This window comes from Cyclobacterium sp. L-R (genome assembly GCF_056859355.1).
In genome coordinates, this window is sequence record NZ_JBSXOH010000084.1 from 184,208 (window position 1) to 203,770 (window position 19,563).

The window sequence follows — 19,563 nt, forward strand, 5'->3', positions numbered from 1 at the left end:
AACTCATCTCATTATTTTATTATAGTTATCCATGTTGAGAAAAATTGAATTGACTAAACGATATAAAATTTTTAATTTTTTACCTTTTTACCTATTATTAAGCATTTGCTTTACAGCTTGTAACTCAGGTGAAAAGGTTGTTCCTCTTCAAGTGAAACAATTAACCCAAGAGGAGGTCAACCAGCAAACAAATGCTATTGAAGGTTTGGTAAACCCGGAGTTTCATAAAGATCTTAAGTTGGATCTTTGGGCAGTGGATTCATTGGTAGCAGATCCCATTTCACTTCAAATAGATGACTTTGGCAATGCCATCTATTCAAAGACCAATAGAAGGAAAATTTCTGAATTTGATATCCGAAGCCATCAGGATTGGGAGATTTCATCTATAAGTTTCAAAAATGTGGAAGATCGGAAAGCCTTTATCCATAAAGAACTTGCACCAGAAAACAGTGACAAAAACAAATGGTTGCCGGATATTAATGGCGATGGTTCTCACGATTGGAAAGACCTTACGATTGAAAAGGAAAATGTTTTCAAAATCCAAGATACGGATGGTGATGGCAGGGCAGACCGTTCCCAATTAATTGCCAGTGATTTCAATCAGGAGACTTCAGATGTTGCAGGTGCCGTTCTGTACCATGACGATGCGCTCTTTGTAGGAGTTGCCCCGGATCTTTGGAGGATGACAGATACCAATGGAGATGGCTTAATGGATGAAAAGAAGTCGCTCGCCCATGGATTTGGTGTTCATATAGGATTTGGAGGACACAATATGTCAGGACTTAAAGTAGGGCCTGAAGGTAAAATTTATTGGGGAATAGGTGACATTGGCTTTAGTGGTAAAGACAATGATGGTAACCTTCTTGATTATCCCAACTGTGGGGTAATTGCGAGAGCCAATCCAGATGGCTCCGACTTTGAGATATTTGCTTATGGAGTAAGGAATACCCACGAATTTGATTTTGATGACTACGGCAACCTTATAAGTGTAGACAATGATGGGGACAATAAGGGAGAAAGAGAACGGATCGTTTATTTGGTGGAAGGTTCAGATACTGGATGGCGTATCAATTGGCAGTTTGGTAAGTACCGAGATCCCAAAAACAATGGATACAAGGTATGGATGGATGAAAAAATGCACCTTCCTAGAAACGAAGATCAGGCAGCTTACTTTATTCCTACAATTGCCAATTATGTAAATGGACCTACAGGAATGCAACACAACCCAGGAACGGGACTTGGAGAGCAATGGAAAAACAAGTTTTTTGTAGCTGAATTTGGTGGAAATGCGGCCAGATCTGGTATACATGCTTTCGATCTGAAACCAAAAGGTGCAGGATTTGAAATGGGAGAAACAGAACAGATTTTAACTGGAATTCTTGCTACAGGAATGGATTTTGCCCCTGATGGAGCGTTGTATTTTTCAGATTGGATTGATGGATGGGTAAACAAAGGCTATGGTAGGATATGGAAATTCACAGACAATACAGCTACTTCAGAAATTCGTAAAACTACTGCAGCTCATTTAGCTAAAAATTATGCTGACTTATCCAAAGAGGAATTGATTTCCTTATTGGCCTTTGAAGACCAGCGTGTAAGGCAAAAAGCACAGTTTGAATTGGCAAGTAGGGGAGATGACGGATTAGAAGTATTTACTTCTGTTTTGGCACAGAAAGAGAATCAACTGGCTAGAATTCATGCCATTTGGGGAATCTCTCAACTAGCCAGGAAAAGCCCTGAAATTGCTGAAAATTTAGTGCCTTATTTGAAAGACAGTGATGTTGAAATAAGGGCTCAATCTGCAAAATGGCTTGGGGATTTGGAATATTCCTCAGCCGCCAAGGATATTTTACCTTTAGTAAGTTCAAATGAACCAAGGGTGCAATTTTTTGCTACAGAAGCATTGGGCAAAATGAAGTTTGAAGCTGCTTTTGATGCCATCGTTAACCTTCTTCAAGAAAATAACAATGAAGACCTGTATATCAGGCACGTGGGTAGCCTTGCTTTAGCTAGGGTTGGGAATCCTTCAGATATTGGGGATTTATCACAGCATCCTTCAGAGGCAGTTCGCCTTGGGGCTGTTATTGCTTTGAGAAGGTTAAGGGATAAAGGAATCGTAGCCTTTTTAAATGACAAAGACGAATACATCATTGCAGAAGCAGCAAGGGCAATTAACGATGATTTCTCTATAGAGGAAGCCATTCCTGAACTAGGAAAATTATTACTTGCAAGAGATTTTACTTCTGAACCTTTGATCAGAAGAGCCATCAATGCAAACTTGAGATGGGGAACAGAAGAAGGCTTTAATAACTTATTGCTCTATGCCAACAAGGGAAATGCTCCTGAAGACATGCGAATTGAAGCAATAGCAGCATTGAGTACATGGAATTCACCTTCTGTCCTAGACAGAGTCGATGGATGGTACAGAGGAGAATTCAATAGGGATATTGCAGGATTTCAGGCTTCGGCCGCAAAAGTATTATTGGATTTGACGAAAAACAGGAGTCACTTAATACGTGAAGAAGCTGTAAATGCTTTAGGTGAGTTAAAGATTTCTGAAGCAAGTCAACAATTGCTCACTGTGCTAACCAATGACAATGATGCAGCTGTTAGGGCGCAAAGTTTAAGAGCGATGGCTAAAATTCCTGAGTCACCAATGGATAAGGCAATAGAGCAAGCGCTTTCAGATAAAGAAAGAAGTGTAAGGGTAGCTGGATTGGACCTCTTGGAAGAGTTGACTATTCCTGATGAGAGAAAAGCAGCTCTCTTGGAAGAAGTCATCCAGAAAAGAACAGTAGAAGAACAGCAAGCAGCGGTAAATACTTTGGCAAAGCTTGACCAAAATAGTACCAAACCAGTGTTTGAAAAACTATTGGTACAATTCGAAAATGGAAAGCTGCCCCAAGCCATTGAGCTTGAATTTTTCGAGGCAATGGAAACAAGAGAAGATGCAGCATTAAAAGACCGGTACAATGAAGTGCATGAGGGCATGAGTCAGGATGACTTGCTGGCTTCTTATAGTGGGAGTTTATATGGGGGTGACCTTGTGAAAGGCCGTAAGATTTTCTTTCAACACGCCACAGCTCAGTGTATTAAGTGCCATGCTTATGATGATTTTGGAGGCAATGCCGGTCCAAAGTTAAATGGTGTAGGAGCCAGTTTAACTAGGGAACAATTGCTTGAAGCTGTGATTGATCCAAGTAAGCGATTGGCTCCGGGATTTGGTGTAGTTACCCTTTCTCTGGACAATGACAAGAAACTCGCAGGTATCAAAATGGACGAAACAGAAGAAAGCATCACCTTGAAAATGGGTAATCAACCAGATACAGTGGTCATGAAAAGTCAAATTCTAGAAAGGAAAGATGCCCCATCAAGTATGCCTGATATGAAGCAGTTTTTAAGTAGAAGAGAAATCAGGGATTTGGTTAGTTTCCTTGTGACCTTGAAGGAAGATTTTAATTGATATTGAAAAATCAATATAAACAAAGAGGCCTCATTTTTAAAATGAGGCCTCTTTGTTTATAAGTAGGTTATTATTTTGCTGTATTTTACTTCTTACTGATTTATAATGTCCCTTTTGTACTTGGCAGTTGATCCAATGCATTCAGGTCTTTCTTGACCGCCATTTTAATGGCTCTTGCCAAACCTTTGAATATGGCTTCTATTTTATGGTGTTCGTTGTCCCCTTCAGCCTTTATGTTCAGGTTGCATTTTGCCGTGTCACTGAAGGATTTGAAGAAATGGAAGAACATCTCTGTTGGCATATCTCCGATTTTCTCACGTTTAAATTCAGCTTCCCAGACGATCCAAGGACGTCCACCAAAGTCTATGGCTACTTGGGCTAAACAATCATCCATAGGCAATAAAAAGCCATATCTGTAGATGCCTTTTTTATCTCCCATAGCCTTCAGATATGCTTCACCAAGTGCCAAACCGGTATCTTCTATGGTATGGTGCTCATCTATATGCAAATCTCCTTCAACCTTAATTTCCAGATCGCAACCACCATGCTTGGCCAATTGATCCAGCATATGGTCGAAGAAGGGGAGACCTGTACTAATGGCACTTTTACCAGAACCATCAAGGTTAAGTCGGATGTCTATATTGGTTTCAGAGGTCTTTCGAACAATTTGAGCTTTTCTTGGTGGAAGCTTTAGGAATTCATAAATAGCATCCCAATTGTCAACACTTTTATCTGCATTTTCCACCACTTCTTTTCCGAAAAAGATCGATTTGGTTCCAAGGTTTTCTGCCAAGGTTACATCCGTTAGTCTGTCACCTATCACATAGGAGTTTTCCAGGTCGTAATCTCCATTGAGGTAGCCTTTAAGCATGGCTGTACCAGGTTTTCTAGTAGGGGCATTTTCGTGTTCAAAGGTTTTGTCAATATGAATATCCTTGAAAAAAACGCCTTCCTGTTCCAAGGTTTTGAGCATTTTGAATTGTGCTGGCCAGAAAGTGTTTTCAGGATATGAATCTGTTCCTAAACCATCTTGGTTGGTAACAAGGACCAACTCAAAATCCCCTTCTTCTGCTATTTTTACCAAGTTGGTAATTGCACGGGGTATAAATTCAAGTTTTTCTAAACTATCTACTTGAAAATCGGTTGGTGGCTCCTTGATAATGGTGCCATCCCTATCTATAAACAATACCTTCTTTTTCATGCTTCAATCTTTTCTAGTGCTTATTGGATTGATTCTTAAGAACTTCTTTCAATGCTTTGATCATCTGTTGGTTTTCCTCTTTACTACCAACTGTTATCCGCAGACAATCATCACAGCGTTGTACTTTTGACCTGTCTCGGACAATTATTTTCTTATCGATTAATTGCTGATATACCTTATTGGCCTGAGGTACCTTGGCTAAGAGAAAGTTTGCAGCTGATGGGTGTACTTTTTCAACTTCAGGAATTTCTTCCAAGGCAAGCTGCAACTGTTCTTTTTGGTCAAGAATTTCCTTGATCATTTGTTCAAGCTGTGCTGTATTACCTATGGCTTCTAAAACAGTATCTTGAGTCAAACCGCTGATATTATAAGGCGGTTTTATTTTATTTAGTATGCCAATTATTTCCTTTGACGCAAATGCCATTCCAAGGCGCAATGTAGCCAAACCCCATGCTTTGGAGAGTGTCTGCATAACCAATAAATTGGGGTGTTGCTTGAGTTCAAGACTAAAACTAGGTTCGTCACTGAAATCTATATAAGCCTCGTCTATTACAACCAATCCATCAAACTTTGATAAAATTTCATAGATGGATTCCCTGTTGATTTTGTTACCACTTGGGTTGTTAGGTGAGCAGATGAAAATTATTTTGGTATATTCATCTACTGCTTCCAACACCTTATGTACCTCCATATCAAATGTGGTAGAAAGAGATACTTTCTTTGTGGCCACATCATTGATTCCTGCACTTACTTCGTACATACCATAGGTAGGAGGCATGATGATGACATTGTCTATTCCTGGTCTACAAAAAGCCCTGAATAATAAATCTATGGCCTCATCACTTCCGTTTCCCAAGAAAATATTGGCAGGATCAACCTGCTTAATGGCCCCTAGTTTTTCCTTTAATTTTGACTGATAGGGATCAGGGTATCGATTGTATGGTTTTTCAGATACTGAACCCAACGCATTTTCATTCGCATCAAGAAAAATTCCCTCTTTGCCAGTGTATTCATCCCTTGCAGAAGAGTAGGGTTTAAGTGAGGCGATGTGCGGCCTAAGTAAGGTTAGAAGATCAAATGCCATCTATTTTTTTTCTTTATCCAGGTAATTTAAACGTATACTTACGGCCTGTTTGTGTGCCATAAGTTGTTCATTTTCTGCCATCACTTCTATCACTGGTCCCAAACCTCTTATTCCTTCTTCAGTAATTTTCTGATAAGTGATTTTTTTCACGAAACTGTCCAATGAAACCCCAGAATAACTTCTGGCATAACCATTGGTAGGTAGGGTGTGGTTAGTGCCTGAGGCATAGTCTCCGGCTGATTCTGGTGTGAAATTACCTATAAAAACCGAGCCTGCATTGATGATGCCACTTACAGCTTTTTCTTCTTCCCTAACATTGATAATCAAATGCTCTGGAGCATATTCGTTGATTAGTTCTAAAGCCGTATCCATATCATCTATCACAACGGCCACACTGTTTTCCAATGCTTTGCTAGCTGTTTTTTGACGAGGTAAATGTTCCAATTGTAAGTTTACCTGTGCGATGATATTTTCAACAATTTTCTCTGTTGGGCAGACCAATATGACTTGACTGTCCGCGCCATGCTCAGCTTGAGAAAGTAAATCTGCGGCTACAAACTCTGGAATAGCCGTGTCATCAGCATATACTAAAACCTCAGAAGGTCCTGCAGGCATATCAATGGCTACTCCTTTTTTCGCTGCCAACTGTTTTGCTGCTGTTACATACTGATTTCCCGGGCCGAATATTTTATCAACATGAGGAACAGTTTCTGTACCGTAGGCAAGTGCTGCTATGGCTTGTGCACCTCCAGCTTTAATTACTTTTGTGACACCAATCAATTTGGCAGCATACAAAATAGCTGGATGAACTTGCCCTTTTTGATCGGGCGGTGTACATAGTATTATTTCCTGACATCCTGCCAATTTTGCTGGTATGCCAAGCATAAGAACAGTAGAAAACAAAGGAGCAGTTCCACCTGGCACGTACAATCCTACCTTTTGGATGGCCACACTTCTTCTCATACAAGTCACCCCATTCATTATTTCCGTGCTTAATGGGGCAGCTTCTTGTAATTTATGGAATTTCTCAATATTCGATTTGGCAGTTTTAATGGCAGCTTTAAGTGCTTTGTCAACCAGCTTTCCCGAATTTTTAATGTCTTGAGGATCTACCATTATAGAGTCAATTTCCACATGGTCGTATTCAAAGGCAAACTTGCGGAGTGCTTTATCTCCTTGACGTTTTACCTTCTTCATGATCGGTTTTACGATCTTTTCTATGTCCTTGGTTTTTTGTACTGGTCTTGCCAGTTCTTTCTTCCAAATCTTTTTGTCAGGATTTACCAGGATTTTCATACGCTTTGAATTTTATAATGGAAAGAATCAGTTCATTGATTTGTTATGAATTTGAATGTTTCCCATTAGGGTTCAATCTTTTCCTAAATAAGCATCTTTTCAATGGGAACAACTAAAATGCCCTGCGCTCCAGCATTTCTAAGTTCTTCTATATTTTCCCAAAACTGTTCTTCACTAATTACAGAGTGAACAGATGACCAACCCTCTTCGGCCAATGGCAGTATAGTAGGGCTTCTCATTCCTGGAATCAATGCTACTATTTTATCTAGATTTTCATTTGGGGCATTTAAAAGCACGTATTTGTTCTTTTTGCCCTTTTGAACAGCATCCATTCTAAAAAGTAACTTTTCTACTGATATCTGCTTGGCTGGACTGATGCCTTTATGGCTGATCAGCACAGCTTGAGATTGGAAAATTTCTTCTACTTCCTTCAGTCCATTCATCATAAGGGTTGATCCTGAACTGACAATGTCACATATGCCTTCTGCTAGGCCTATGCTAGGGGCGATTTCAACTGAACCACTGATTTCATGAATATCAGCCTTAATGTTAACTGTTTTAAGGTAGTCACCAAGGATTTTCGGGTAGGAAGTAGCAATGTTTTTGCCTTCAAAATATTCGATACCTGGGTACGATTCTCCTTTAGGTATAGCCAAAGAAAGCCTACATTTAGAAAAACCCAATTGCTTAAGAATAGCAACATCTTTATTTTTTTCAACCAGCTCGTTTTCCCCTACTATGCCAAGGTCTGCAATACCATCGGCCACATATCCAGGGATATCATCATCTCTGAGAAATAAAAATTCTATAGGAAAGTTGGTTGAAGAAGATTTTAATTTACCTGTGCCGTTATAAAACTTAATGCCACATTCTTTAATGAGTTTTAGTGAATCGTCACTTAAACGCCCGCTTTTCTGAACGGCAATCCTGATAATGTTTTCCATGGAATAATGTATACAATAATACTGAGAATATATTTTAGTTTGATTTGCTTCTCCACGAGTAAGGGATTAGATGGAGGAAAATCGCTATTTTAGGAGGTATGATGACCTGCATGATGCATGTGTGCATTTGCCGGGTATAAAAATTTAGAGGTAAAGCGTAAACTTCCTGATATCATCATAGTATTGCAAATTTAGTCAGCTATTGCAAACTTGCAAAAAAAAAAGAGGATTACTGTGATAAAAGCAGCTCTTTTAATCCGGATTCTACAATAGGCTTTCTCAACTTCAGTTTAGTAGTAGCAAAACAATAATGAAATCAGCTTTTTTAGAGCCAAATCTTGACTACCCTGCCTAGGTTTGTCTTAGCTACTAAGACCTTGAAAAAACACTTCAGTTTTTGATTAGTCATTGATTTAAAGACTGAGAATAGCCCTAAGCCTCGGCCCATCCATTTTACTCTACATTTAAACCCGAAATAGGCAATAGCCATTCTATTACGTGCTGAAATCGCTTTAAAATCAGCTACTTCGTTGCTGTTTTCAATTTCACTATAGCGGTGCTATGCTAAAATCTCCAAACAGCCTGATTTTTTTGCGATTGCAACACTCATCACGAATTCTATTACATAATCCGGGTTAAATTTTGAATTGATACTGGCTTTGTAAGCATAAATTGGCTGTGGACTGACAATATTGTTTTGGGTACAAGTGCTGAATGGGGCAAGGGAATGGTGGACACTTGCCACCTAATCCTGCCTTATCAAACGAAAAAAAAATAAAAAAAATGAGATACTGAAAAAACTGTTATCCTAAAACCCAATAAAGGAAAACTTTTTAGAAAAAAATAAGAGTGAAAAATGAATAAAAAAAATTAATTGTATTGGTAGAAATCATTCACCATTTTATTATAGTTGATAATGTCTTTGTATTGTGTATTGCTTTTTATTTTCGCAATTGATTTTTTAAGTAAAAGTGTATTGATCCTATTGTCATCAATCTCAAGGTTAGAATAAGGCTCCTCTGAAATTAATACCTTAGAATTTTGGTTTTTATGGATGCTTTCTCCCAGTAACTCATTGGCTACTGTTACCATTTCTTGACTTTTTTTAGTGTCTATCCATTGAAAGAACTCCAAGTTTTTCTCTGAAATAATTGGCTTGGCTTTTCTCATCCATTTTTTATTGATCTCCATTTTCTGCTCAATTATTTTGTAAATATCTGTAAGATTAAAAGGAATTACCTGGCTAATCTTATTCAAAATACTTGTTAAATTGCTTTTAATAGAGAGGTCAATTAATATTTTCATGGTGTTAAAATCCTTTTGAAAGTAAGACAATTGAAGGGATTGCTGCGCATCCTCAAGGGTAGATATTAAAATATCATTGTCTTTTATTACATTTTCAACCTCTGAGATAGGTTCGAATATAAAGTTGTTTAATTCTGCCTTTGATAAAGATGAAAAGGGGGCTATACTTTTATCAACTATGGTTATATTCTTAAACCCTTTGCAGGTTAGGTTTTTGAAAATTCTTTTGCTTAAGGAATTGAACCCCATAATTGCGATCTTTGGGGTTTTTAATTTTTTCGATAAATCTGTGACAAGATCTGAAACGGTGTAGGTTATCGAAAAATTTGGCAACTGATAATCCACATGCTTTTTTATCAGCTTATTGGTTGATATCAAATTCTCCCACCATTGTCCAAGATATTCACCGACCATTTCATTTTGTGAAGCCAATTCATAGGCCTGAATAAAGCTTGGAAAGAGTGGAGTAGTGCCATAATTAGAAGCTTGTACACCGAAACATAGTTCAGAAAGGTAAACCAGCAACTTTTCCTCATCACTAGTCTGTTGAAACTCACTTTTTAGCGGTAAGCCAATTTTTTTACAATCGGAAAGTGCATCAAAAATTTTATCCTCCAAATCCACCTCGCTATGATAAATTATTTCTGTTCTTTCTGGTATTGAAAGAATCAACAACTCATTAACTTCCCTCCAGGATTTCATGTTTTGCATTAATTGCTTACACTCATCCCAATCTAAATAAAAAGCGTCACTTTTTAAGTTGTATAAATTGGTGCTAAAGCTTAATAATCTAAACTGTCCCATGATTGCTGTTTCTAAATGCTGTGAATGTTTGGCTACTTACGTCTCCTTCCATTCTGCCGGATTTACCGGTTTATAAAAATTTAATATTCAAATATAAAAAGTATTTAAAAACGACAAATAATTAGTCGATGAACATACAAGCCTTGTCGGTAAAATCCCCAAAACGGTCGGTGAATTTTTTTATTGCTGTTATCTTAATTTACTAAAAGCTATTAAAAAATTAAAAGTCCGGTTTTATCCACCGGACTTTTTGGCTTTATAGCCTATACCTGTCAGGTAATCAATTACTTTCTCTCTTTGGTCTCCTTGGATTAGAATCTCACCATCCTTGGTGTTTCCACCTACCCCACACTTGGCCTTAAGGTCTTTTCCTAAAGATTTTAAATCATCTTCCTGTCCAATAAACCCGGTCACTATTGTTACTTGTTTTCCACCCCTTGATTTTTTATCCAATAAAACCTTCAAGTTTTGCTGCTTGGGTGGAAGTGTTTGCTCACTCCCTTCGTTTTCAAGATCAAAATTAAAGCTGTCTGCGGTAGAGTAAACTACCCCATCTCTCTTTTTCCAATCATTGCTCTTCTTTCTACCCATTCTCTCTTTTTATTTTTTGAACTTCATTGTCCAAACTGGTTTTTTAGAACTATTGACAACATCTTCAGCTATACTGCCGCCTAAGAGGTGTAAAAAGCCAGTTCTACCATGTGTGGCCATTGCTATCAAATCTGCATCTATATAATCAGCAAATTCATTAATTCCTTCTTCTTCGCTGTCTGCATTGAAGACATCTATGGCTGTATTCTCAAGATTATTTGCTTTAATAAAAGCGTTAATCTTTTCCATCGAAGTGATTGTTTTTTCAAAGGAGTTGGGTGTATTAATTTTCACAAGTCGAATCTCTGCACCTAAAAGTTCCTGAAGTGTTTTGAGTTTTTTGATGACTTTTTTACCATTTTCCCCAAAATCACTAGCAAACACAATCTTTTTAATAGAATTGGAACTGACCTGAGCTTTGACGGTTATTACCGGGCATTCAGAGTGTCTAACAACTTTTTCTGTATTTGAGCCTATCAGTATCTCTTCAAGACCGCTTGACCCCTTTGAGCCCATGATTACCAAGTCCGCTTTTATTTCTGTGATCTCTCCAGAGATGCCAGCGTAAGGATTGCCAAAAGAGATGTTAGTGGAAAATTTGTAGGCTTTGCCTACATGTTCTTCCTCCATTTTCTTCAATTGTTCTTTCCTTTTATTGACTAAATCCACCATGTAGATTTTATCAATAAAATTTTCACCCATGCTTACTTCTCCCATTGTATTGAAATTTTGAGAAGTGGGGATTTCTATAATGTGTATAAGCTTAAGTTTGCATGCTACCTTGGTTGCTAATTCCTGAGCGAGTTCAAAGGCATATCCAGCCTCTTCTGAAAAATCATAAGGTACTAAGATACTTTTCATAGATATGATGCTGTTTAAATTTTGAATTCAATTAAACTACATAAATGTAAACATTTTAGGTACAAAATGGCTCAATTGTTTAAAAAATCATCCATCCGATACCAAAAAATAACACACAAAACAGTGTTGAAAAGGCCATTATTTTTAGATAAGGGTCCAATTTCTCCGGTGTTTCAAATTTACCTACAGCCCAGCCAGTTTTCAATATGCTTGGTGCCATCAACAAAAATGCCAATGCTCCATAGGCTTGTTCTATTATTATAAAAACGAATAGTAATATCAAGGCGCTAACAATAAGGGTCCAATGATAGGTCTGTGCTGCTTTTTTCCCTATTCTAACAGGTATAGAAAGTTTTCCGGCCACTTTGTCTGATTCTATGTCCCTGATGTTATTGATGTTCAAAACTGCTGTACTAAGTAGTCCAATTGATGCTGCAGGTAACCATAATGATGGGTCAAATGTCAAGGTATGCAAATAATAGGTACCCATGACACCCACACATCCAAAAAACAAAAATACAGAAATGTCACCTAAGCCGGCATAACCATAAGGCTTTTTTCCTGATGTATACGCGATTGCCGCGATAATGGCTAAAATACCAATGCCCAAAAACAATAGAAACTTATAGATGTCTTCCAACGCGATAATTAACAATATCAGCCCGCTGATTAAAGATAGGGCTGAGAAAATTATCACCGCTATTTTCATTTCAGAAGCCTGAATAAGACCTGATTGAACAGCCCTTACCGGACCCTGCCTGCCATCATGATCTGCACCATTTTTGCTGTCTCCATAATCATTGGCAAGGTTGGACAAGATCTGCAATAAGGTAGTTGTGACAGCGGCCAATAATAATATTGACCATCTGAAGCCGGATTTTTGAAAGGCGATAAAACTGCCCATGAAAATACTCGACAAAGCAAGAGGGAGCGTTCTTAACCTTAATGCATGGATCCAGGCTTGTTTTTTGGTGGTAATGGTCAACTTTGTTGGTATTTATGGTAATAGGTAATGATAGGAGTGAATTTCATTAGCGGAATACTGACTATTGCTCCTAGCCCTTTGTTTTTAGGCATCAATTAATTTGAGTATTTCACTGTCCATTGGCTTCACTGCAGAAGGAAAGAACTTAACCAACTCACCTTTTTCATTGATGAAATATTTGCAAAAATTCCATGACGGTTCTTCATTGTTCCAGCCGTTTTGCTTCTTGTCTGATAGCCATCTGTAAAGTGGGTGCTTGTCAACACCTTTAACGGAGATTTTCTCAAAAATAGGAAAGGAAATACCGTAATTCTCGGAGCAAAATGATTTGATGTCTTCACTACTTCCAGGCTCTTGCCCACCAAAGTTATTGGCGGGGAAAGCAAGTATGGTCAATTTATCCTTATAAGCTTCATACAGCTCTTGTAGTTCGACATATTGTGGGGTATAGCCACATTTTGAAGCCACATTGACAAGTAGCAATTTCTTACCTTTGTATTTAGCCAGGTCAACAGGTTTACCATTAATATCATTCATGGTGAAATCATAAATACTATTGCTTTCCTTCATGATTTCTAGGTTTTTGTTTTCTTGTAGATTAGGATCAACTGGTGTATCAGGTATCCGTTTTTGCAAAGGAGACTGAAAAGCAACAAGGCTTATCGCGAAAACATAAAATATTGATTTCATAATTACATTTTTTGTGGAACATCTATTCCCAATAACTTCATTCCTGAGCTTATTGTTCTAGCTACGCTGTTAGATAAAGTAACCCTAAAGGATTGAACTTCGTTTTTTGCTTCACTAAATATAGGAAGTTCTGCATAAAATCGGTTATACTCCTTTGCTAAATCAAATAAATACTGAGCGATAACTGCCGGAGATAGGTCCTCTGCTGCCATTTCTATTTTTTTAGAATAATCAGCAAGCATAAATACCAATTGCTTTTCAACATTTTCCAATTCGCCTATACCATCAAAACTATTGGCATTATAATCCAAACCGATTTGGTCTGCTTTTCTTAAGATAGCTGCAATTCTGGCATGGGTATATTGGATAAAAGGGCCGGTGTTCCCTTGGAATTCAATCGACTCCTGAGGGTTGAACAACATTCGCTTTTTAGGGTCTACCTTTAGAAGGAAGTATTTGATTGCTCCTAAACCCAACATCTCGTACAATTTTTCTGCTTCTTCTTGGCTAAAGCCATCTATTTTACCGAGCTCTTGTGTGTGGGCACGTGCCGTATCCACCATTTCCTGAATAAGATCATCCGCATCTACCACTGTTCCTTCTCGGGACTTCATTTTTCCAGATGGTAAGTCTACCATGCCGTAGGAAAGATGATATAGGTTGTTGGCATAAGGGCGCTCCAATAAACCCATGATTTTAAATAAAACTTCAAAGTGATAATCTTGTTCGTTACCCACTACATAAACAGACTTGTCTATGCCATGGTCTTTGAATTTTAGGTCCGCAGTGCCCATGTCCTGAGTCATGTATACAGATGTACCGTCAGCTCTCAAAACAAGTTTTTCGTCAAGTCCTTGTTGGCTTAAGTCTGCCCAAACAGAGCCGTTTTCTTTCTTGAAGAATACGCCTTTTTCCAGACCTTCCGTTACAATGTCTTTACCTAAAAGGTAAGTGTCTGATTCATAATAATACTGGTCAAAAGAAACGTTCATCTTTTTATAGGTCTCATTGAAGCCCTGATAAACCCAGTTGTTTAATTTTTTCCAAAGACTAACCGTTTCTTCGTCTCCCAATTCCCACTTTACCAAGGATTCTTGTGCTTCTTTCATCCATGGGGCTTCTTTTTTGGCAAGTTCCTCAGTCATGCCTTCAGCCATTAACTCTTTAATTTGCTTCTTGTATTCCTGATCAAAGAGTACATAGTACTTGCCTACCAAATGGTCACCTTTCAAACCTGCCATTTCAGGGGTTTCATTGTTCCCTAATTTTTGATAAGCCACCATGGACTTACAAATATGAATTCCTCTATCGTTTACAAGATTGGTTTTGATGACCTCATAACCATAGGCACTGAGAATGTTAGATACAGAAAAGCCAAGAAAGTTGTTTCTAAGGTGGCCCAGGTGTAATGGTTTGTTCGTGTTTGGAGAACTGTATTCGACCATTACCTTCTGATTTCTAGGAGGAAAATACCCAGGCTCTTTTTCAGCCATTAATTGCGTCAAAAGGTCTATCCAAAAAGCAGAAGAAAGACTGATGTTTAAAAATCCTTTAACCACATTGAAATCAGCTATCGAAGGATGGTTTTCTTTCAGAAAATTACCAATTTTCTCCCCAGATTGTTCAGGCGAGCCTTTTGTGATTTTTAAATAAGGAAACAATACAAAGGTATAGCTGCCTTCAAATTCTTTTCTGGTAAGCTGAAGGCTTAGGTCTTCACTTTCTACCTTATGATTAAATAGTTGCTCAAAAGCCGCTGCTATTGTCTTTAAAATGCTTTCTTGAATATCCATATTGTCAATTACTTCCTAATTATAGAGGCGCAAATATAAGGTTTTCCTTTCAAAGAGGAGAGGGCTAGGCTTAAATTATATGGGGAGGACTTTGGACAGTAGCCTCTTGTATTAACGGAAATGAAACTATGGAGTAGGAGAAGGTAATGTTATTCCTTTTGCCTAAAGTCAATGTGTCTGATAACCAGTAGATTCCCTAATCGATTCTTCCAAACGTGTAAATTTTCAAAGGGATGCCAATTCATTTTATTGGATTATGAGACATGAAATGTGACTAAGCACTTCTTAAGAATTATGTGTGAAAAATAAATTATTAGTAACAATCCACAACTGTTAGACTAAGTATTTCGTAATACAATGCGATTAGCTTTACCTAACTAAATAAGTAATAAAATTCATAAAGTTTAACCAGGCCTACAATATGAAACAATGTCTCTTATTGCTCTTTTTTATTTCCGGGATCTCTACTGCTTTTGCGCAATTTGAAAAAGGAGATCGGTATGTTGGGGGGAATTTTGGGCTTTCCCTAAATAAGGCAGAGAGTTCAACTACAAACCGTTCCACCTATCTCGCTATAAACCTCAGTCCAAATTTTGGTTACTTTATTAGTGACTTGTCTGTCATCGGCATCAATCCTCAGGTTAATCTTTATTGGAATAAAAACACTACATCAAATAACGAGAAAATCAGTTCCAATACAGTTTCAGGCGGTATAGGCCTTTTTTTTATAAGATATTTTCCGGTGGTCGATAATTTTTATTTTTTTTTAGAACCCAAAGCCACCTATAATTCATCCTTTGAAGAGGAATCTAAGCCCAGATCATTTGGATTGTCTTTATCCCCTGGAGCATCCTATATAATTAGCCCCAAATGGATGGTAGAAGCTACTTTGGGTGGTCTGGTTTATCATAAGTCATATAATTCTTCAGGAGCAAATCAGGAATATGATGATACACGGTTTGCTTTAGATTTAATTACCGCCAACAGCATAGGAATCATTTATTTTATTAATCAAAAAGACCAATGAAGAAGTTTTTAATCTTTTTTGTTTGCTTGGGGTTTTATTCCATGGGTCAAGATGCCAATGCCCAGATTTCGCAAGGAAATCATTCTGTGGGCTTGGAATTCGGATGGAGTGATAGATCTGTAGATTTACCTGATCAAGAAAACCAACAGAATGATTCCTTCAGTTTAACACCTAGCTATTCTTATTTTATTAAAGATCGGCTCAGTATCATAGGTGGTGGTAGTTTTTATAAAAAGAGAAATAAAAGGTTCAACCAAAATCCCAATTCTTCTGGGTGGGAAAGAAAAGAATGGGATGTTTTTGTGGGATTGAGAAAACACATTGAAATTCGCGCCAAGTTGTTTATGATAGGTACCTATGGGCTCAGGTATTCCTATACTGATTATTTTATTGAATCAGTTATTGCCAATGAAGAGTGGTTATACTCTTCACAGCAAAAATTAAATCAACTCGCCCTTTTTGGGAACCTGGGATTGGCTTATTTTCCAAGTGAAAAATTTAGCTTTGAACTAATTTTTATAGAAAGTCAATTTTTTAAGTTTAATAATAAGAGTACCGTTAGCGCTCACAATATTAACAACTATGAGGACAAAGGTTGGGTTTTTGAAGTGGATGGATTTCTTGACCAACCAAGCCTGGCAGTAAGGTATTATTTTTAATTCGAGGAATATAGCAAACCTATAGTTTAGCGAAAGTAGCATTATCCTTATTGGGAAAGGACTTATTGTGTTCATAACTTTATGAAGGAAGGAAACAATGGCATTTATTCCAAGATATAAATTGAATGTTATTATAAGTTTACCAATGCTTATTTTGGTCTATTGATGGAAATCCATAAATTGATTTTAAACTCGTATTATGCATTAGGGTTAAAATATGGCGTAACGAGGGTTTTATAAACCTATACTAAAATGAACAAAAGCCATTTATCAAAAAGGGAGATCAATAAAGGGGAAGTAGTCAATGGGAATGAGATCCGAGACGGAATTTTCGACTTTATTAAATCTCAATATCCTGATTTTTCCAGAGAAAGCAATATTTCAATTGGAGAGCTAAATAAATACCGCAGACTGTATTTAACTAAACTTATCGAGCAAGAAAAAGGAGATTTAGCGGCTATTGACAAGGATGTTATGGATGCCATTCGTAACAATTCCATACTTTCTGAAAACTTACAAGAAGACATTGATACCGCTATAACTTTAGGTCAAAGGATGGCGGATAAAATCGCCTCTTTCGGAGGGAGTTGGACTTTTATTATTGCTTTCTTTTCATTTCTGACTTTGTGGATCGTAGCAAACATTTGGTTGCTTGCCAGTAATACTTTTGACCCCTATCCATTTATATTGTTGAATTTAATGCTTTCCTGTATTGCTGCTATACAGGCGCCGATTATTATGATGAGCCAAAACCGGCAGGGACAAAAAGATAGACAGAGAGCTGAACTTGATTACAAAATCAACCTTAAGTCCGAACTTGAAATTCAGCTGCTGAATGAAAAAATTGATCATCTATTGGTGCATCAAAATAAAAAACTGCTTGAAGTCCAGGAAGTGCAAATTGATTATTTAGAGGACTTGATGAAGGAATTGAAAAACAGCAAATCAGGTCAAAGGAAATAGTAAGTGAAACGGGTAATCTTGAGCGAACAATTATAAACCCTTCTATTTCTCAATTATAGTATCATTTTTCAGCCTACATTTCTTAATATCAGAATAAATTATACTATTCAAATTAAAAATATACTTTTTATATAATAAAATAACCTTTTGTGTAATTGTGTATAAATTGTTAAGGTTATTTACAGTTTGTGGAGTGTGCTCCACATATTTATGTGTTTAGGGTTACAGGTTCTTTTTCTTTACAATTTCTTCTAATTAATAAAAACATTGTTTAATAAGAAATAAGGCCTGTTTTATTTTAATTGAATGTATGTAAAATTACTTGGCATGGCATTTGGCTAAGTATAATTGAAAATAATATTTAAAAAGTATTGTTTAACCAATTATTATTTAAACCAATAAATTTAAAATGCCATGAAAAAGTTAATTTTGAGTGTCGCCGCAATGACTGTTTTTGCTTTTGCCAATGCAGGAACAACTGAAGTGTTTGTTTCGCAAGAATGGTACCAAGAAACAACTAAAATTGATCCTGAAAGTCTTCCTGAAAAAGTAAAGGAAGCTATTCAGAATGATTTGCAGTTGAAAGACTTGAAAATAGTTGAGGCCCATCAGGTGATGGAAGAGGCACAGGTTCACTACTTATTGAAATTCGAATCAGAAACTCCTGGTGAAGAAATCAAAAAGAAATTTGATGCCATGGGTAAAGAAGTAGTAGAAGATAAAGGGTCAGTTGAACTCCCAGAGCCAGTAAAATAATAAACTTGAATAGGCTTATGTCTATCCTTTACTATTAAACAGTTAAAAAGCCATGGTCATTGACCGTGGCTTTTTTCATTTAGACTTTTAATAATTAGCTTGATTTCTAAATATTCTGTATTGATTTATTATTTCTTGAGTTGTCATTCCTTGATGAATAATCAATTGGTTTCTGAAGTGCAATGGCTCTTTTTTATCTAACAATAAGGGTTCTTGACCTGGGAATGCCATGTTTTGCATGCTGTTTCGTTTTCGAAGAATCCACCCTTGGTAGGAGGGGAGTTTGTCCGGTTCACCCATAATTACAACACCTGCGTCATCAGGACCATTTTTCGTGATGTTGATCCAATCACCTGCTGCAACAGGAAGATTGTCAGGTGTCACAGGGCCGTTTTCATCAAAAAAGCCTGCGTTTTCGGATAATTTTATTCTTGGAGAGAATCCTCCGTAGCCTTTAGCGTCTTCAGAACCACCTATTCTTACTCCAGAAGTCAATGGTTTTAAAGTAATATCAAAGGTTATTTTATACGCTTGATTTCCTATAGATTGAAAAGTGATGATTGTGTTTTCTTCAATAATATTCTTTTTCAATACCTTATTGCCTTTCCAAATCACTTTGAGCTCAATGGTTGCGGAATTGTTGGGATGAATTTTAGTTTTACTTTTCTTTACTTCCCATTCTACGCCTTCACTTATCCAAGGGTCACCAATTCTCAAATCATCCACCCATAGCTGATGCCATGTCCAAAAAATCCCTCGGTGGTGTAAATGGTCTTTGGGGAAGTCCTCTGTGACTATCTCTCCTTTGGTGTCAAACACAGGGTGAAGGTAATTTGCTCTTGGATATTGTCCATCCTCACTTATCGTTTCCATTTGGTAAAACAGTAGGGGCTTTCCATCCGAAAGTAAAAGCAATCCTCCATCCCGTTCCTCAAAGGAAAGGATTTGGGCCGTGGCTGTAGGTGTTTCTGCAAATAGAAAGATAGCTGAAAATAATAAAAGGACAACTGGGGCAATGGGTTGGTATTTCATTTGAAGATAAATGGTTAGTTGTTTATAAAAGTAAAAGATAAGCATGAGCTAACCAAGTGTCTATTTCATAAGTGGCTGAAGAAAATAGTAAAATGCCAATTTAAAAGGG

General features: G+C 37.2%; 16 protein-coding genes. 5 read left to right on the forward strand and 11 right to left on the reverse strand.

Features of this window, described 5'->3' with window-relative positions:
• Positions 1–31 precede the first annotated feature (31 nt).
• On the forward strand, positions 32–3,463 hold the full coding sequence (locus tag AC13EX_RS16545) for a HEAT repeat domain-containing protein (RefSeq protein WP_482893520.1): 3,432 nt from the start codon (positions 32–34) through the stop codon (positions 3,461–3,463).
• 100 nt (positions 3,464–3,563) lie between these two features.
• Here the strand turns inward: AC13EX_RS16545 and hisB are convergent, their stop codons facing one another.
• The 10 genes from hisB to argS all read right to left on the reverse strand — a co-directional run bounded on the left by hisB (position 3,564) and on the right by argS (position 15,017).
• Complete coding sequence (hisB, locus tag AC13EX_RS16550) at positions 3,564–4,664, reverse strand: bifunctional histidinol-phosphatase/imidazoleglycerol-phosphate dehydratase HisB (RefSeq protein WP_482893521.1); 1,101 nt, start codon at positions 4,662–4,664, stop codon at positions 3,564–3,566.
• Positions 4,665–4,677: 13 nt separating this feature from the next.
• Positions 4,678–5,748, reverse strand: coding sequence for a histidinol-phosphate transaminase (hisC, locus tag AC13EX_RS16555; RefSeq protein WP_482893523.1), 1,071 nt, complete (start codon positions 5,746–5,748; stop codon positions 4,678–4,680).
• Positions 5,749–7,044: a histidinol dehydrogenase gene (gene hisD / locus AC13EX_RS16560; RefSeq protein WP_482893524.1), complete on the reverse strand. Its 1,296-nt coding sequence runs from the start codon at positions 7,042–7,044 to the stop codon at positions 5,749–5,751.
• An 83-nt stretch (positions 7,045–7,127) separates the two neighbouring features.
• The gene (gene hisG, locus AC13EX_RS16565) at positions 7,128–7,988 is read right to left on the reverse strand and encodes an ATP phosphoribosyltransferase (RefSeq protein ID WP_048643847.1); all 861 of its coding nucleotides are present in this window, start codon (positions 7,986–7,988) and stop codon (positions 7,128–7,130) included.
• 870 nt (positions 7,989–8,858) lie between these two features.
• Entirely contained in the window at positions 8,859–10,097 is a 1,239-nt protein-coding gene (locus tag AC13EX_RS16570) for a glutamyl-tRNA reductase (RefSeq protein WP_482893526.1), read from the reverse strand.
• Positions 10,098–10,331: 234 nt separating this feature from the next.
• The gene (locus AC13EX_RS16575; protein ID WP_339714044.1) at positions 10,332–10,688 is read right to left on the reverse strand and encodes a translation initiation factor; all 357 of its coding nucleotides are present in this window, start codon (positions 10,686–10,688) and stop codon (positions 10,332–10,334) included.
• 9 nt (positions 10,689–10,697) lie between these two features.
• Positions 10,698–11,549, reverse strand: a complete 852-nt coding sequence (locus tag AC13EX_RS16580) for a universal stress protein (protein ID WP_482893527.1) — start codon at positions 11,547–11,549, stop codon at positions 10,698–10,700.
• Positions 11,550–11,628: 79 nt separating this feature from the next.
• Complete coding sequence (locus tag AC13EX_RS16585) at positions 11,629–12,534, reverse strand: 1,4-dihydroxy-2-naphthoate polyprenyltransferase (RefSeq protein WP_482893529.1); 906 nt, start codon at positions 12,532–12,534, stop codon at positions 11,629–11,631.
• Positions 12,535–12,618: 84 nt separating this feature from the next.
• A complete protein-coding gene (locus AC13EX_RS16590) occupies positions 12,619–13,224 on the reverse strand; it encodes a glutathione peroxidase (protein ID WP_482893530.1) in 606 nt (201 codons plus the stop codon).
• A 2-nt stretch (positions 13,225–13,226) separates the two neighbouring features.
• Positions 13,227–15,017 carry an arginine--tRNA ligase gene (argS, locus tag AC13EX_RS16595; protein ID WP_482893532.1) on the reverse strand — a complete coding sequence of 597 codons (1,791 nt, stop codon included), beginning with the start codon at positions 15,015–15,017 and terminating at the stop codon, positions 13,227–13,229.
• Positions 15,018–15,438: 421 nt separating this feature from the next.
• Between argS and AC13EX_RS16600 the strand changes: the two genes are divergently transcribed.
• The 4 genes from AC13EX_RS16600 to AC13EX_RS16615 all read left to right on the forward strand — a co-directional run bounded on the left by AC13EX_RS16600 (position 15,439) and on the right by AC13EX_RS16615 (position 18,422).
• Positions 15,439–16,044, forward strand: coding sequence for an outer membrane beta-barrel protein (locus AC13EX_RS16600; RefSeq protein WP_482893533.1), 606 nt, complete (start codon positions 15,439–15,441; stop codon positions 16,042–16,044).
• Positions 16,041–16,703 (forward strand): hypothetical protein, encoded by a 663-nt coding sequence (locus AC13EX_RS16605; protein ID WP_482893535.1) that lies wholly within the window; start codon positions 16,041–16,043, stop codon positions 16,701–16,703. Before AC13EX_RS16600 ends, AC13EX_RS16605 begins: the two co-directional genes overlap by 4 nt.
• 252 nt (positions 16,704–16,955) lie before the next feature.
• A complete protein-coding gene (locus AC13EX_RS16610) occupies positions 16,956–17,666 on the forward strand; it encodes a DUF1003 domain-containing protein (RefSeq protein ID WP_482893536.1) in 711 nt (236 codons plus the stop codon).
• A 414-nt stretch (positions 17,667–18,080) separates the two neighbouring features.
• On the forward strand, positions 18,081–18,422 hold the full coding sequence (locus tag AC13EX_RS16615) for a hypothetical protein (protein ID WP_048643837.1): 342 nt from the start codon (positions 18,081–18,083) through the stop codon (positions 18,420–18,422).
• Between the two features lie 87 nt (positions 18,423–18,509).
• Here the strand turns inward: AC13EX_RS16615 and AC13EX_RS16620 are convergent, their stop codons facing one another.
• Positions 18,510–19,454, reverse strand: a complete 945-nt coding sequence (locus AC13EX_RS16620) for a DUF6807 family protein (RefSeq protein WP_482893537.1) — start codon at positions 19,452–19,454, stop codon at positions 18,510–18,512.
• Positions 19,455–19,563 lie beyond the last annotated feature (109 nt).